General features: G+C 73.5%; 14 protein-coding genes. 6 read left to right on the forward strand and 8 right to left on the reverse strand.

The window, feature by feature from the left end; translation table 11 throughout:
* Positions 1 to 150 precede the first annotated feature (150 nt).
* The 3 genes from ACFWWQ_RS11485 to ACFWWQ_RS11495 form a co-directional block, all read right to left on the reverse strand.
* Complete coding sequence (locus ACFWWQ_RS11485) at positions 151 to 330, reverse strand: hypothetical protein (protein WP_384593841.1); 180 nt, start codon at positions 328 to 330, stop codon at positions 151 to 153.
* Positions 331 to 499: 169 nt separating this feature from the next.
* Positions 500 to 2,944 (reverse strand): HAD-IC family P-type ATPase, encoded by a 2,445-nt coding sequence (locus ACFWWQ_RS11490; RefSeq protein WP_384593844.1) that lies wholly within the window; start codon positions 2,942 to 2,944, stop codon positions 500 to 502.
* A gap of 57 nt (positions 2,945 to 3,001) precedes the next feature.
* Positions 3,002 to 3,280: a DUF2530 domain-containing protein gene (locus ACFWWQ_RS11495; RefSeq protein WP_384593847.1), complete on the reverse strand. Its 279-nt coding sequence runs from the start codon at positions 3,278 to 3,280 to the stop codon at positions 3,002 to 3,004.
* Between the two features lie 271 nt (positions 3,281 to 3,551).
* Here ACFWWQ_RS11495 and ACFWWQ_RS11500 point away from each other — a divergent pair, with 271 nt between their 5' ends.
* On the forward strand, positions 3,552 to 5,018 hold the full coding sequence (locus tag ACFWWQ_RS11500; RefSeq protein ID WP_384593850.1) for an NCS2 family permease: 1,467 nt from the start codon (positions 3,552 to 3,554) through the stop codon (positions 5,016 to 5,018).
* Positions 5,019 to 5,050: 32 nt separating this feature from the next.
* Here ACFWWQ_RS11500 and ACFWWQ_RS11505 read toward each other — a convergent pair whose 3' ends face one another.
* Together ACFWWQ_RS11505 and ACFWWQ_RS11510 are read right to left on the reverse strand one after the other, a co-directional pair.
* Positions 5,051 to 6,463, reverse strand: a complete 1,413-nt coding sequence (locus tag ACFWWQ_RS11505; protein WP_384593853.1) for an MFS transporter — start codon at positions 6,461 to 6,463, stop codon at positions 5,051 to 5,053.
* A 174-nt stretch (positions 6,464 to 6,637) separates the two neighbouring features.
* Entirely contained in the window at positions 6,638 to 6,865 is a 228-nt protein-coding gene (locus ACFWWQ_RS11510) for a ribbon-helix-helix protein, CopG family (RefSeq protein WP_384593856.1), read from the reverse strand.
* A 129-nt stretch (positions 6,866 to 6,994) separates the two neighbouring features.
* Between ACFWWQ_RS11510 and ACFWWQ_RS11515 the strand changes: the two genes are divergently transcribed.
* From ACFWWQ_RS11515 to thpR, 3 genes are all read left to right on the forward strand, one after another.
* Positions 6,995 to 7,432 carry a MarR family winged helix-turn-helix transcriptional regulator gene (locus tag ACFWWQ_RS11515; protein WP_384593859.1) on the forward strand — a complete coding sequence of 146 codons (438 nt, stop codon included), beginning with the start codon at positions 6,995 to 6,997 and terminating at the stop codon, positions 7,430 to 7,432.
* A gap of 29 nt (positions 7,433 to 7,461) precedes the next feature.
* Entirely contained in the window at positions 7,462 to 8,898 is a 1,437-nt protein-coding gene (locus ACFWWQ_RS11520) for an MFS transporter (protein ID WP_384593862.1), read from the forward strand.
* Between the two features lie 208 nt (positions 8,899 to 9,106).
* Positions 9,107 to 9,691: an RNA 2',3'-cyclic phosphodiesterase gene (gene thpR, locus ACFWWQ_RS11525; RefSeq protein ID WP_384593865.1), complete on the forward strand. Its 585-nt coding sequence runs from the start codon at positions 9,107 to 9,109 to the stop codon at positions 9,689 to 9,691.
* Between the two features lie 170 nt (positions 9,692 to 9,861).
* On the opposite strand, the gene ACFWWQ_RS11530 is transcribed toward thpR, so the two are convergent.
* Entirely contained in the window at positions 9,862 to 10,860 is a 999-nt protein-coding gene (locus tag ACFWWQ_RS11530) for an aldo/keto reductase (RefSeq protein WP_384593868.1), read from the reverse strand.
* Between the two features lie 57 nt (positions 10,861 to 10,917).
* A complete protein-coding gene (locus ACFWWQ_RS11535) occupies positions 10,918 to 11,625 on the reverse strand; it encodes a GDSL-type esterase/lipase family protein (protein ID WP_384593904.1) in 708 nt (235 codons plus the stop codon).
* A 218-nt stretch (positions 11,626 to 11,843) separates the two neighbouring features.
* On the opposite strand from ACFWWQ_RS11535, the gene ACFWWQ_RS11540 reads away from it, so the two are divergent.
* Entirely contained in the window at positions 11,844 to 12,839 is a 996-nt protein-coding gene (locus ACFWWQ_RS11540) for a hypothetical protein (protein WP_384593871.1), read from the forward strand.
* A 191-nt stretch (positions 12,840 to 13,030) separates the two neighbouring features.
* Entirely contained in the window at positions 13,031 to 13,798 is a 768-nt protein-coding gene (locus ACFWWQ_RS11545; RefSeq protein WP_384593874.1) for a DUF4232 domain-containing protein, read from the forward strand.
* 11 nt (positions 13,799 to 13,809) lie between these two features.
* Here ACFWWQ_RS11545 and ACFWWQ_RS11550 read toward each other — a convergent pair whose 3' ends face one another.
* A complete protein-coding gene (locus ACFWWQ_RS11550; protein WP_384593877.1) occupies positions 13,810 to 14,283 on the reverse strand; it encodes a PPOX class F420-dependent oxidoreductase in 474 nt (157 codons plus the stop codon).
* Positions 14,284 to 14,458: the final 175 nt, after the last annotated feature.

Raw genomic sequence — 14,458 nt, forward strand, 5'->3', positions numbered from 1 at the left:
GGGGGGGGGGGGGGGGCGGGGGGGGGGGGGGGGGGGGGGGGGGGGGGGGGGGGGGGGGGGGGGGCCGCGCCGCCCCGCCGGCGCCCCCCCCCCCCCCACGCCGTGTACCGGGCCCGGGCGTACGGCCCCGGATCCCGCCCCGTCAGCGCCTCACCCGGTGAACTTCTTGACCAGCCCCCAGATCAGCGCGCCCGCGCCGACCAGCAGGATGAGCCATCCCCACCACTGGATCGTCCCGGAGCTGCTGCCGTGCGACGAGTGGTAGGTGTGGTGGTAGTGATGCGACCGTGCCAGTACCTCGTGGGTGAGGTCCCCCGCGGAGAAAGCCATGGGCAGGGACCCTAGGCGGCGCCGGGGCGGTGGCGCCAGCCGCGTGCGGGCACGGTGACCGGCTCGGTACGCGCCGCCGGGCGGCCGCCCACCGCAGGCCGGGCGCCCGCCGCACCCGGCCACCGACACCCGCTCGCGCCGGGCCCGGCGCTCCCCCGGAGGCCCGCCCCTACGGCATCGTCCGCCGCAGCCTCCGCCAGACGATCTCCAGCGCGACCCCCGCCACCACCGCGACCCCCACCGCCGTCCACGGCAACACCGTCCCCACCAGCCGCAGCGCGAAGAAGCGCTGCAACCACGGCACGGCCAGCACGATCAGGAAGGCCACGCCCATCGCCGCGACCAGGGCGATCCGCCACCAGGTGTACGGGCGGGCGATGATCGCCAGGACCCACATCGCGGTGAGGAAGAGCGTCAGCGTCGCCGCGCTCGTCTCCGCCGACAGCGCGTCCGGCCCGGTGTAGTGGTGCCGTGCCAGCAGATACGTCACGAACGCCGCGACGCCGGTGATCAGCCCGGACGGCACCGCGTACCGCATCACCCGACGGACGAAGTGCGGCCGCGCCCGCTCCTTGTTGGGCGCCAGCGCCAGGAAGAACGCCGGGACGCCGATGGTCAGCGTCGACAGCAGCGTCAGATGGCGCGGCAGATACGGATACGGGATCTGCCAGCAGGCCACCAGGAGTGCCAGCAGCACCGAGTAGACCGTCTTCGTCAGGAAGAGGGTGGCGACGCGGGTGATGTTGCCGATCACCCGGCGGCCCTCGGCGACCACCGACGGCAGCGTGGCGAAGCTGTTGTCGAGCAGCACGATCTGCGCGACCGCCCGCGTCGCCTCCGAACCGGAGCCCATCGCGACGCCGATGTCCGCGTCCTTCAGCGCCAGGACGTCGTTGACGCCGTCGCCGGTCATCGCGACATGGTGGCCGCGCGACTGGAGGGCGGCGACCATGTCCCGCTTCTGCCGCGGCGTGACCCGGCCGAAGACCGTGCCGTCCGCCACCGCGGCGGCCATCGGCTCCGGCGCCGCGGGCAGCTCCCGCGCGTCCACCGGCGCCGCCGCCCCCGGCAGCCCGAGCCGCCCGGCGACCGCGCCCACCGACACCGCGTTGTCGCCCGAGATGACCTTGGCGGCGACGTCCTGCTCGGCGAAGTACGCCAGCGTCGCCCCCGCGTCCGGCCGCAGCCGCTGCTCCAGCGCCACCAGCGCCGCCGCCTCCACATCCCGGGCGAGCGCCGGATCGTCCAGCGCCCGCGCGGTCCGGGCCAGCAGCAGCACCCGCAGCCCCTCGGCGTTCAGCTCCTCGGTCTCGGCGAGCACCGGATCGCCGGGCGGCAACAGCACGTCGGGCGCGCCCAGCAGCCAGGTCGTGCGCCCGCCCGCGGGATCGTCGAGGACGGCGCCGCTGTACTTCCGGGCGGACGAGAACGGCAGCGCGGCGGCGCACTGCCAGCCGTCCTGCTCGGGGAACGCCTCGATGATGGCCAGCAGGGACGCGTTCGGCCGGGGGTCGGCGCCGCCGAGCGCGCCGAGGATCTGCCGCAGCCGCGCCTCGTCGGCGCCGTTCAGCGGCCGCAGCGCGCTGACGTCCATCCCGCCCTCGGTGAGCGTCCCGGTCTTGTCCAGGCAGACGACGTCGACCCGGGCCAGCCCCTCGATCGCGGGCAGCTCCTGCACCAGGCACTGCTTGCGGCCCAGCCGGATCACCCCGATCGCGAACGCCACCGACGTCAGCAGCACCAGTCCCTCGGGCACCATCGGCACGATCCCGGCGACCATCCGCCGCACCGCGTCGTCGCCCGCCATGTGGAGGGTGAGGAGGTGGCTGAGGATCAGCCCGAGCGCGGTCGGGATCATCATCCACGTCACGTAGCGGAGGATCCGGCTGATGCCGGAGCGCAGCTCGGAGTGGACCAGCGTGAAGCGGCTGGCCTCCTCGGCGAGCTGCGCCGCGTACGCCTCCCGGCCGACCCGCGTCGCGCTGAACGCGCCGCCCCCGGCCACCACGAAGCTGCCGGACATCATCGGCTCCCCGGGGCGCTTCAGCACCGGATCCGCCTCGCCGGTCAGCAGCGATTCGTCGACCTCCATGCCGTCCGCCTCCAGCACGGTGCCGTCGACGATGACCTTGTCGCCGGGCCCCAGCTCGATGACGTCACCGAGGACCACCGCGGAGGTGGAGATCGCGGTCGCCCGCCCGTCCCTCCGTACGGTCGGCTTCGCCTCCCCGATGACCGCGAGGTTGTCGAGCGTCCGCTTGGCGCGCAGCTCCTGGAAGATGCCGATGCCGGTGTTGGCGATGATGACGAAGCCGAAGAGTCCGTCCTGGATCGGGCCGACGAACAGGATGATCACGAAGAGGACGCCGATGATGGCGTTGAACCGGGTGAAGACGTTGGCCCGCACGATGTCCGGCACCGAGCGGGAGGAGCGCACCGGCACGTCGTTGACCTCGCCCCGGGCGATCCGCTCGGCCACCTCGGCGGCGGTCAGCCCCGGATGCGCGGGCGGCCCGTCGCTCCCCGGTGCCTCGATGGCGCTCCCGCCGTCCGGCCCCCCGGAGCTGCTGCCGTCAGGACCCGGGCCACCGCCCGGTTTCGCCCACTGCGTCATGGTTAGACGGTACGGGCGCGGGGCGCGGCGCACCCGCTGGGCGGCTGAGGCGGTGGATCAGGCGGCGTCGGCGGCGGTCGCCTCGGCTGCCGCCCGGGCGGCGCGCTTGATGGCGGCGTCCCGCTGGCGGACGTACCAGATGCCGAGGCAGCCGAGGCCGCCGCCGGCCAGGCAGGTCCACACCCACCAGGCGTGGCCGCCGTCGGCGAACCAGCCGTAGAAGGGCAGCTGGCCGAGGAAGAGGACGAACCAGATGATGGTGCCGCCGGTGATCGTGCCGACGACGGGACCCTCAAGCGGCGCCGGAGCCGCGCGCAGTTCGGACTTCTTCCACATGGGCCCCAGCTTACGGGGGTGGTCCGACGGGCCCGCGCCCGGCCGTGGCCGGTTTCCGAGGGGAGGGGGCGGCCGTGCGGCACAAGGGTCTACGCGCGAAGATAGCGATCAACGAATTGTTTATTCATACTGAACCCTTCCGGATCTGGCTGGTTTCAATCGTTGATTGCTCCAAACTGATCGGGAAAGTTGCTGTCCGTGCACCCGTCCCGGGATCACCCGGGCCGGGCCCCCACGCCTCCTCCAGGCCCGTCCCACTGAGGTCCCGCCCATGTCGTCCTCGGCCACCACACCGGTCGAAAATGCTCTTCGGAGCCCAGGTCACCCGCCCAAGAACGGGCTCGACCGCTTCTTCAGGATCTCCCAGCGGGGCTCGACAGTGGGCCGCGAACTCCGCGGTGGTCTGGCGACCTTCTTCGCGATGGCCTACATCATCGTGCTGAACCCGATCATCCTCGGCGCGGGTGTGGACAAATACGGCCACCACCTCGACAACGGGCAGCTGGTCACCGCCACCGCACTGATGGCCGGTCTGAGCACCGTCCTGATGGGTGTCGTCGGCAACGTCCCGATCGCCATCGCCGCGGGCCTGGGCATCAACGCCGTCGTCTCCCTCCAGCTCGCCCCCAAGATGAGCTGGCCGGACGCGATGGGCATGGTCGTCCTCGCCGGTCTGGTGCTGATGATCCTCGTCGCCTCCGGTCTGCGGCAGCGCGTCATGGACGCCATCCCGCCGGGGCTGCGGCGCGCCATCGCCATCGGCATCGGCATGTTCATCTCGCTGATCGGCCTGGTCGACGCCGGTTTCGTCAGCCGCAATCCGGACGCCGCGCACACCACCGTGCCGATGGGCCTGGGCCAGGGCGGTCAGCTCAAGGGCTGGCCGGTGCTGGTCTTCGTGCTGGGCCTGGTGCTGATGTTCATGCTGGTGGTCCGCAGGACCAAGGGCGCGATCCTCATCGGCATGGTCGTCATGGCGGTCGTCGCGATCGTCATCAACGCCCTCGCCACCATCCCGGACGCCGCCTGGGGCCTCGCCGTCCCGAACGTCCCCGACAAGATCATCGGCGCGCCGGACTTCGGGCTCATCGGCCACATCAGCCTCTTCGGCGGCTTCAAGGAGGTCGGCCTGCTGACCGGCTGCCTCTTCGTCTTCACCGTGCTGCTCTCCGGCTTCTTCGACGCGATGGGCACCATCATCGGCGTCGGCGAGGAGGCCGGGCTGACCGACGAGAACGGCAACCTGCCCGGCATGGGCCGCATCCTGATGGTCGACGGCATCGCCGTCGCGGCGGGCGGCTTCGGCTCCGCCTCCGCCAACACCTGCTTCGTCGAGTCCACCGCCGGTGTCGGCGAGGGCGCCCGCACCGGCCTGGCGAACATCGTCACCGGCGGCCTCTTCCTGCTCGCGCTGGTCTTCACCCCGCTGGCGACCGTGGTGCCCGCGCAGGCGGCGACGCCCGCGCTGATCGTCGTCGGCTTCCTGATCATGGCGTCCAACGTCCGGCACATCGACTGGGGCGACTTCACCGTCGCCATCCCGGCGTTCCTCACCATGATCGCGATGCCGTTCACGTACAGCATCACCAACGGCATCGGCATCGGCGTGCTCGCCTTCATCCTGCTGCGCTCCGTCACCGGCCGCTTCAAGGAGATCCCCTGGCTGCTCAACGCCGTGGGCCTGTGCTTCCTGGTGTACTTCCTGCTCCACCCGATCGAGCAGCTGCTCGGCACGTAACGCGTACCGCCCCGGAGGTGCCGGCCGCCGCGTCAGCGGGCCGGCACCTCCGGCCCCGGAAACGGCGGAGGCGCCGGGGCCGCATCGCGCACCGCGCGCCCGGCGCCGATCAGCAGCAGCGGTGTGGTGAGGGCCAGCAGACCGGCGGCGAGCAGCGCGGTACGCGTCCCGGCGACGGCGGCGAGCAGACCGCCCAGCGCGGTCAGCGTCGCGATGACCGCCCGGGAGGTCACCGACCACGCCGCCAGTACCCGCGCCACCCGGTCCGCCGGAATCCGGTCGAGCCGGTACGTGACGAGCACCGGGTTGTAGACCCCGATGCAGCAGATCATGGCCAGCTCGACGGCGACGACGAGCGCGAAACCGCCCACCCCCGGCCCGGTCAGCGCCAGCCACGGCAGCCAGCACACCCGCAGCGTCCCCGTGGTGAGCAGCACCGCCCGGCGCCCGTACCGCGCGACGAGGGGCCGGGCGAGCCGGGAGCCGATCAGCCCGCCCGCACAGGGCAGCGCGAAGGCCAGCCCGTACTGCCAGGGCGCGAAGCCCAGCCGGTCGACGAGCAGCACGGTCAGCAGCGGCTCGGTCGCCATGATCAGGCCGTTGACCAGCACGGTGTTGAGGAACAGCGGGCGCAGCGCCGGGTCGGACAGCAGGAAGCGCCAGCCGGTGAGGAGGTCGGCGGCGCGGGTGCGGGGGCGGGCCGGGGCCTTGGCGGTCTCCGGGCCTGTGGAGGTCTCCGGACCGCCTGACCCGGAAGCGCCCGGCTTCGGCCCGCCCGGGTCCGGTCCGTCCGCCGCCTGCTGCCCCGAGCCCCCGCCGGACGCACCCTCCGTACGCGGCCCCGGAACGCCGCCCGGTCGGGCCGCACCGCTCCCCACCGCCCGGAGCGCCAGCGCCGACAGCAGATAGCTGACCGCGTCCACCGTCACCGTCAGTATCGGGCCCAGCGCGCCGACCGCGGCGCCGCCGAGCGGCGGGCCGAGCATGGTGGTGGTCCAGGTCGTGGCCTCCAGCCGCCCGTTGGCGCGCAGCAGGCGCTCCGGCGGGAGCAGTGACTTGAGGAACGCGCCGCTCGCCGCGGAGAAGGCGATGTCGGCGGCGCCGACGACGACGGAGACCACCAGGAGCTGCGCGAAGCCGAGGAGGCCCAGCGCGTAGGCGGCGGGGATGCTCAGCATCGCCGCGCACCGCACCAGGTCCATCGCGATCATCACGGGCCGTTTGCGGCGCCCCTCCACCCAGGGGCCGAGCGGTACGGCGGCCACCGCCCCGACCGCGGCGCCCGCCGCCGACAACGCCGCCACCTGCGTGGGCCCGGCGTGCAGCACGAGCAGGGCGGTCAGCGGCAAGGCGTTGAACGCGAGCCGGGTACCGAAGGCGCTGACGGTGTACGCCGCCCAGAGCCGGTTGAACCGCCGCCCGAGCGGCTCCTTGGACACCGTCACGCCCGCGCACTCCTCGCGTCCCGGCCGCACCTTTCGCGCGGACCGGCCGAAGTTAGCGGGCGGCGGGCGCGGGCGCAAACGACTTTGCGGGGGAGGGGCTTCGGCCCGGCGCGGTCACCGGCCGGGCGTGGTCAGCCTCCCGGCGCGGTCACCGCGGCGGCCCGCCCGGCGCCGTCAGCCGTGCGCCGCCGGGGATCCGTCGGCCGCCTCCGTCGCCGTGTCGCCCCAGCCGCCGAGACGTTCCGTCGCATCGACGGAGGACTGGAAGCGTTCGTCGAAATCCTCGCGGACGAGCGTCCGGACGACGTAGTCCTGGACGCTCATGCCGCGTTTCGCCGCGTGCTGCCGGATGCGCTCCAGCAGTTCGTCGTCCAGACGCAGGCTGAGCACTCGCGATCCCATGAGGACACCGTCGCCGCAGACACCTGTCAGGTGCGTCGCTTTCCGGCGCGTCCTCACTCGTATGGGTGATGCGGATGCGTCCGTCTCCCCGACTTTCTTTAGAAAGGGTAATGAGTTACGCTAACAAACATGCCGGACCTGTCCCGCGGCGACGACGCTGCCGCCGTGAGCGCCCTGCGGGGCGCCGTGATGCGCCTCTCCCGCCGCCTCAAGCACCAGAGGGTCGACGAGTCGCTGAGCCCTACCGAGATGTCGGTGCTCGGCACCCTCGCCCGCTGCGGCCATGCCACCCCCGGGGAGCTGGCCCGCAAGGAGCATGTGCAACCGCCGTCGATGACGCGCATCGTGGCCATGCTGGAGGCCAAGGGGCTCGTCCGGCTGGAGGCGCACCCCGACGACCGCCGGCAGAAGGTCGTCACCCAGACCGAGCAGGCCGAGGCGATGCTCGCCGAGAGCCGCCACAAGCGCGACGCCTGGCTCGCCGAGCTGGCCACCGGGCTGGACGACGACGAGTGGGCGAAGCTGCGCGCCGCCGCGCCGGTCCTGGAGAAGCTCGCCCAGCTGTAGCGACACCGAGCCGAGGAGGCGAACCGACGTTGAGTACGGGATCCGGATCAGACTCCGTCCCCGGACCGCAGACCCCGCACGAGACGGCCCCCGGCACCTCGCCCGAGGCCACCGGGCGCGGGGCGCCCCCGAGCGCACCCGCCGCCCCGCGGAAGGGCATGTTCAGCTCGCTGCGCGTACGCAACTACCGCCTCTTCGCCACCGGCCAGGTGGTCTCCAACACCGGCACCTGGATGCAGCGCATCGCCCAGGACTGGCTGGTGCTCAGCCTCACCGGCTCCTCCGCCGCCGTCGGCATCACCACCGCCCTGCAGTTCCTGCCGATGCTCCTGTTCGGGCTGTACGGCGGCGTCCTCACCGACCGCTTCCCCAAGCGGAAGCTGCTGCTGGTCACCCAGTCCGCGATGGGCGGCACCGGGCTGGCGCTGGCCGCGCTGACCCTCTCCGGCAGCGTCCAGGTCTGGCACGTCTATCTGATCGCGTTCCTTCTCGGGCTCGTCACCGTCGTCGACAACCCCTCCCGGCAGGCGTTCGTCGTCGAGATGGTCGGCAAGGAGGACCTGCGCAACGCCGTCAGCCTCAACTCCGCCAACTTCCAGTCCGCCCGCCTCGTCGGACCGGCCGTCGCCGGTGTGCTGATCACCGCGTTCGGCAGCGGCTGGGCGTTCCTGCTCAACGGCCTGTCGTTCGCCGCGCCGATCGCCGGGCTGCTGATGATGCGCACCGCCGAGCTGCACAGGGCCGACCGGGTGCCGCGCAGCAAGGGTCAGCTGCGGGAGGGGCTGCGGTATGTCTCCGGGCGGCCCGAGCTGATCTGGACGATCGTCCTCGTCGGCTTCATCGGCACCTTCGGCTTCAACTTCCCGATCTGGCTGACCGCCTTCACCTACCACGTCTACCACCAGGGTCCGGGCACGTACGCGCTGTTCAACTCGCTGATGGCGGCCGGTTCGCTGGTCGGGGCGCTGCTCGCCGCGCGGCGCTCGTCGTCCCGGCTGCGGCTGCTGGTCGGCGCCGCCGTGCTCTTCGGCGCCCTGGAGATGGCCGCCGCGCTCGCCCCGTCCTTCTGGATCTTCGCGGTGCTGCTCGCCCCGATCGGCGTGGTCGGCCTGACGATCAACGTCACCGCCAACTCCAGCGTCCAGATGGCCACCGACCCGCTGATGCGCGGCCGGGTGATGGCGCTGTTCATGATGGTCTTCGTCGGCGGGACACCGCTGGGCGCGCCGCTCGTCGGCTGGATCACCGACAGCTTCGGCCCGCGGATCGGTTTCCTCTCCGGCGGTCTGGTCTCGCTGCTCGCCGCCGTCCTCATCGGCCTGGTCCTGGCCCGCGCGGGCGGACTGCGGCTCCGGATAGACCTCCGCCGCGGCCACCAGCACGTCGCCTTCGTCCCCCGCGCCGCCCCGCCACCGGACGACGCGGAGCCGACCGGTTCCTCGGACAAGCCTGTGACGGTCGCCTGACCCGGCCACCCGGCCACCCGCTCTCCGGCCCTCGCCTCCCACAGGCGGGGGCCGGCCGCCGTTCCGGGCCCGGCGCCCGCGTCGTAGGAAGCGCCGCCGCCGTCGCGTCGCACGGAAGCGCCGCCGCCGTCGCGTCGTCCGTCCTCGTGGCGCCGCACGGAAGCGCCGTCCTCGTACGGAACCACCCCGCCCGCGCGACACTGGCCGGGTGAGGCTCTTCGCCGCGGTGCTGCCGCCCGGGCCCGCCGTCGCCGAGCTGGCGCGGCGGGTCGAGGCGCTGCGTGCGCTGCCGGGCGCCGGCCGGCTGCGCTGGGCCGGGCGAGACGGCTGGCACTTCACCCTCGCGTTCTACGGCGAGGTCCCCGACGAAACCCTGCCCGAGCTGCGCGAACGCCTGGCCCGCGGCGCCCGGCGGCACGCCCCGTACGGGCTGCGGATCGCCGGGGGCGGGCGGTTCGCCGACCGGGTGCTGTGGGCGGGCGCGGACGGTGATCTGGCGGCGATGCGGAAGCTGGCCGGGACCGCCGCGGCCTCCGGGCGCCGGGCGGGGCTGGCCGGGCCCGCCGTCGACGGGCGCCGCGGCTTCACCCCGCACCTCACCCTGGCCCGCAACCGCGACCCGCGGGCGGACCTCGCGCCGTTCGCCGCCGTGCTGGAGCACTTCGACGGCAGCCCCTGGACCGCCGCCTCGCTCGCCCTCGTCCGCAGCCACCCGCCCGCACCGGGCGTCGCGGGCGCCCGGCCGCACTACGAGACGGTGGACGCCTGGGAGCTCGGCACACCTGGCCGCTGAAACGTTCGGATCGCGCCCGGTACGCTCACAGGGTGGATCCCAAAACCCGGAACCGGATCATGTCCGGTCTGCTCGCGCTGCTGCTCGTCGTCGTCATCGTGGCGGCGGCCCTGCGCTGAGCCGTACCCCGGATACGGCGTACGACGGGCCGCCGTATCCGGGGCGGATGGTCACCAGGCGAACGCCTCCGGGGCGGGGCCCGGGCCCGGGAAGATCTCGTCCAGGGCCGTCAGCAGCCCGTCCGGCAGCTCCAGGGCGACGGCGCGGAGCGCCGAGGCGAGGTGGTCCGGGGTGCGCGGGCCGACGATCGGGCCGGTCACGCCCGGGCGGGTCAGCAGCCAGGCCAGCGCCACCTCACCGGGCTCCAGACCGTGCTCGGCGAGCAGGTCCTCGTACCGCTGGAGCTGCGCGCGGACCACGGGGTCGGCGAGCGCGTCGGCGGCCCGTCCGGAGGTGGTGCGGGCCGCGCCGCCCTCCCGCTCCTTGCGCAGTGCGCCGCCCAGCAGCCCGCCGTGCAGCGGCGACCACGGGATGACGCCGAGGCCGTAGCTCTCGGCCGCCGGGATCACCTCCATCTCGGCCCGCCGCTCCGCGAGGTTGTAGAGGCACTGCTCGCTGACCAGGCCCAACGAGCCGCGGCGGCGGGCCGTCTCGTTGGCCTGCGCGAGATGCCATCCGGCGTGGTTGGAGGATCCGGCGTAGAGGATCTTGCCCTGCTGGACGAGGACGTCGATGGCCTGCCAGATCTCGTCCCACGGCGTGGCCCGGTCGACGTGGTGGAACTGGTACAGGTCGATGTGGTCGGTGCGCAGGCGGCGCAGCGAGGCGTCGACCGCGCGGCGGATGTTCACGGCGGAGAGCTTGTCGTGGTTGGGCCAGGCGGGCGCGCCGTCGGGGGCCATGTTCGCGTAGACCTTGGTGGCCAGCACCACCTGGTCCCGGCGCCCGCCGCCCCGGGCGAACCACGAGCCGATGATCTCCTCCGTACGGCCCTTGTTCTCGCCCCAGCCGTAGGCGTTGGCGGTGTCGAAGACGTTGACCCCGGCGTCCAGGGCGGCGTCCATCAGGGCGTGGCTGCCGGTCTCGTCGGTCTGCGGTCCGAAGTTCATCGTGCCGAGAACGAGGCGGCTGACCTTGAGTCCGGTGCGTCCGAGCTGCGTGTACTCCATGGAGGCAGCCAACGCCTTCGAGCGCGCTCGAAGCAAGGACGGGCGGGGCGTGGCGGCTCAGCCCGCCACGTACTCCGGTGTCCGGGCCCCGGGCGTCGCCGCGTACGGCCCGCCGACGCCCCACTCCGCGTACAGCGTCTCCGCGAACGCCGCGGCGAGGGCGTGTTCGCCGTCGGGGGAGGGGTGGGTGCCGTCGTAGGTGTGGCGGGTGAGGTCCCAGGGGGCGGGGGCCGGGGCGAGGAGGAAGGGGGAGGCGGGGGTGGTGAGGTCGGCGGCGGCCCGGGCGAGGAGGGCGTTGAAGCGGGCGCACTCGGCGGCGAACTCCGGGTCGCTCGCCGCACGGGAGTTGGCCAGGACGGGCAGCAGCACGGCCCGGATGTGCGGGTCGGCGCGGCGGGCGGCGGCCAGGAACTCCCGTACGTGGGCGGCGGTCTGGGCCGCGTCGGTGTAGAAGCCGAGGTCTATCAGACCGAGGGAGACCAGCAGGGTGTCGGCGCGGTGGGCGCGGACGGCGTCGCCGATCAGCGGCGCCATGTGCAGCCAGCCCTCGCCCCACCCGGCGAGGTGCCGGCGGGCGTCCGGCGGGAAGGCCGGATCGGCGTAGCGCTGCGAGGTGGCGGCGTCGGCGGCGGTGTCATGCAGCGCGTCGCGCGGGCCGACCAGCCGGAACGGCCCGTCGTGGACCGCGCGTAGGTGCTGCCACAGGCGGTAACGCCAGGTGAAGTCACCGCAGCTGCCGATGGTCATCGAGTCACCGACGGGCATGATCCTCATCCCGCCATGATCTCCGACGCCGTTACCGGGCGGTACGTGACCCCGCCCACGCGGGCCGCGCACCGGGCGGGAGCGGGCACCGGGCGGGAGCGGGCGCCGGGCGGGAGCGGGCGCCGGGGCGCCGCTGCGCAACCGGTGCCCGCTCCCGTCCCGCCGGGCCTTGTCCACAGGCCGCCCCCCGCCGGGCGCCGGGATGGCACCCTGAGCCCATGCGATCGCTTCTGTGCGCGGCCGGTGCCGCGGGGCTTTTGATGAGTACGGCCGTCGCTCCCGCGGCCGCCGACGAGCCGGACGGCTTCCGGATCAGCGACCACCGGATCACCGAGTCCAGCGGCCTGATCGCCAGCCGCACGCACCCCGGCGTCTACTGGACCCACAACGACAGCGACGACGGCCCGTACGTCTACGCCGTCGACTCCCGCACCGGCCGCACCGTCGCCACCGTCACCCTGCGCGGCATCGGCGACCCCCGCGACGTCGAGGCGATCTCCCTCGGCCCGGACGGCAACCTCTACGTCGGCGACATCGGCGACAACCTCGGCGGCACGTGGGACCACGTCTGGATCTACCGCTTCCCGGAGCCGAAACAGCTGCGCGACCAGACGGTCACCGCCACGCAGTTCGACGTGAAGTACGACGACGGCCCGCGCGACGCCGAGGCGCTGATGGTGCATCCGAAGACCGGCCGGGTCTACATCGCCAGCAAGAAGCAGGGAGGCGGCGGTGCCCTCTACGCCGCCCCCGAGCACCTGTCGACGTCCGGCACGAACGTCTTCCGCAAGGTCGCGCCGATCGACCTGTGGGTGACGGACGGTTCGTTCTCGCCCGACGGCACCCGGCTGATCCTCCGCAGCTACTTCGGCGCCCGCATGTACGCCTGGAAGGACGGCCGTCCCGAGGATCTCGGCAGCGTCGGGGTGCCGGTGCAGCAGCAGGGCGAGTCGGTGAGCTTCACCCTCGACGGCCGCACCCTGATGTTCGGCTCGGAGGGCGAGAACAGCCCCGTGGAGCCGGTCGGCCTGAGCGGCAAGCAGCTCCCCGAGTCGGTGGCGGGCCAGGAGGCGGACGACGGCGGCAAGGACGGTTCCGGCAGTACCACGGACGGCTCGGCGCTCAGCCCCGGACTGGTCAAGGTGGGGCTGGTGTTCGTCCTGGCGACGGTGGTCGTCACGGGGCTGCGGCGGCTGCTGCGACGGAAGGGGTGAGGCCGGACGCCGGGGAAGAAACCGCAGGTCCGGGGCGTACGCGGCGTACGGACCGTCATCGGCGTGGCTTTCGGGCGGTGTTAGCCGCGCGTTAGCGGGACGCCAGCGCGGGGGCGCACCTTGGAGGAGTCGACCCCCACGGCCCGGGGCTCCGGGCAGGCCGCTCCCCCCATGGCAAAGGACCCACCACGATGTCGCACCGCACTCTTCTCCGTCCGGTCCGTACCACCGCCGCCGTCGCGCTCGCCGCGGTCGCCGCCTTCGGCCTGACCGCGTGCGACAACTCGGATGGCGGCGCCGACGCGGCCGGTAAGTCCTCTTCCGCCCAGGCGTCCGACTCCTCGGGCGGCCAGGCGTCCTCCGCGGACGGTCAGGGCTCCGACGACGCGAGGTCCGGCGCCTCGGCCACCGCCGGTGGTTCGGGTTCCTCCGGCGGCTCGACCGGTGGTTCGGGTTCCTCCGGCGGCTCGACCGGCGGCTCGACCGGTGGCTCCGGTGCGGCGAGGGCCCGGGGAGCGGCGGCGGCCGCCTCGCAGGACAGCGCGAGCGACCGCTGCGAGGCCGACGTCCTGCGGCTGGAGCTGGGGCAGAGCGACGCGGGCGCCGGCAACATCCGCTACCCGCTGTCGTTCACCAACACCGGCACGAAGAGCTGCACCCTGCGCGGTTACCCCGGCATCGCCCTGCTCGCCAAGGACGGCGCGGCCATCGGTCACCCCGCCGACCGCGAGGGCTCCGTGGGCAGCGCCGTCACCCTCGCCCCGGGCGGGTCCGCGCACACCGTGCTGCACACCGTCAACGAGGGCCTCAAGGACGGCGGTTGCTGGAAGGACGCCGCGCTGGTCCAGGTGTACGCGCCGGGCTCGAAGGCCAGGATGACCGCCCGTGCCGCCGAGGGCCTGCGAGTCTGCGGCAACGAGTTCCTGGTCTCCGCCCTCGAATCGGGCAGCGGCAGCTGACCCCGGGGCCCCTACTGGGCCCCGCCCTCGTCGTCCCAGCGTTTCTCCGCCGCGATGTCGGTGTCCGTGGCCTCGGGCTCCTTCAGGCCGGTCAGGCGCAGTTCGTAGTGGAGCGTGGTGTCGCGCATGAGGCGGTGGGTGAGGGGGACGAACAGGCCGTGCAGCAGCGGGTACTTGCGGGTCAGGCTGCGGCCGGCGCGGCGGTACTCGCGGGTCGCCGGATCGAGCAGCCGCACCCGCGCCCGGTAGGTGGGGCCGGTGGGGCGCCCGCGCCAGGTGGAGCAGCAGATCTCCACATCGGGGAAGTTCCGCATCCGCTTGACCTTTGCCGCCTTGCCGTACGTACGGAAGTACGCGTGGTCTCCGTCGACGGAGAGGTTGACCGGGGTGCCGACTCCGGTGCCGTCCCGCTTGAAGGTCGTGAGCAGCACCACGCCCTGGCGTACGAAGGAGGCGAGGGCGGGGTCGGTGGGTGGAGTGCTCATACCTCCCATGGAGGCACAGGCGACGGCGTTTGGTGCGGGGGGGGGGGGTGGTGGGTGGGGGGGGGTGTTTGTTGGTGTGTGGGGGGGGGGGGGGGGGGGGGGGGGGGGGGGGGGGGGGCTCCCCCCCCACAAAACGGGCCGCCCAACCCCTAAGGGCACCGGGGGCCCTGCGGGG

The organism is Streptomyces sp. NPDC059080 (genome assembly GCF_042739975.1).
Classification (GTDB): domain Bacteria; phylum Actinomycetota; class Actinomycetes; order Streptomycetales; family Streptomycetaceae; genus Streptomyces; species Streptomyces benahoarensis.

Bases quoted from the DNA above. Each gene is read 5' to 3' on its own strand.
- ACFWWQ_RS11485 (WP_384593841.1), bottom strand. From the start codon at position 330: ATGGCTTTCTCCGCGGGGGACCTCACCCACGAGGTACTGGCACGGTCG.
- ACFWWQ_RS11490 (WP_384593844.1), bottom strand. From the start codon at position 2,944: ATGACGCAGTGGGCGAAACCGGGCGGTGGCCCGGGTCCTGACGGCAGC.
- ACFWWQ_RS11495 (WP_384593847.1), bottom strand. From the start codon at position 3,280: ATGTGGAAGAAGTCCGAACTGCGCGCGGCTCCGGCGCCGCTTGAGGGT.
- ACFWWQ_RS11500 (WP_384593850.1), top strand. From the start codon at position 3,552: ATGTCGTCCTCGGCCACCACACCGGTCGAAAATGCTCTTCGGAGCCCA.
- ACFWWQ_RS11510 (WP_384593856.1), bottom strand. From the start codon at position 6,865: ATGGGATCGCGAGTGCTCAGCCTGCGTCTGGACGACGAACTGCTGGAG.
- ACFWWQ_RS11515 (WP_384593859.1), top strand. From the start codon at position 6,995: ATGCCGGACCTGTCCCGCGGCGACGACGCTGCCGCCGTGAGCGCCCTG.
- ACFWWQ_RS11530 (WP_384593868.1), bottom strand. From the start codon at position 10,860: ATGGAGTACACGCAGCTCGGACGCACCGGACTCAAGGTCAGCCGCCTC.
- ACFWWQ_RS11535 (WP_384593904.1), bottom strand. From the start codon at position 11,625: ATGCCCGTCGGTGACTCGATGACCATCGGCAGCTGCGGTGACTTCACC.
- ACFWWQ_RS11540 (WP_384593871.1), top strand. From the start codon at position 11,844: ATGCGATCGCTTCTGTGCGCGGCCGGTGCCGCGGGGCTTTTGATGAGT.
- ACFWWQ_RS11545 (WP_384593874.1), top strand. From the start codon at position 13,031: ATGTCGCACCGCACTCTTCTCCGTCCGGTCCGTACCACCGCCGCCGTC.
- ACFWWQ_RS11550 (WP_384593877.1), bottom strand. From the start codon at position 14,283: ATGAGCACTCCACCCACCGACCCCGCCCTCGCCTCCTTCGTACGCCAG.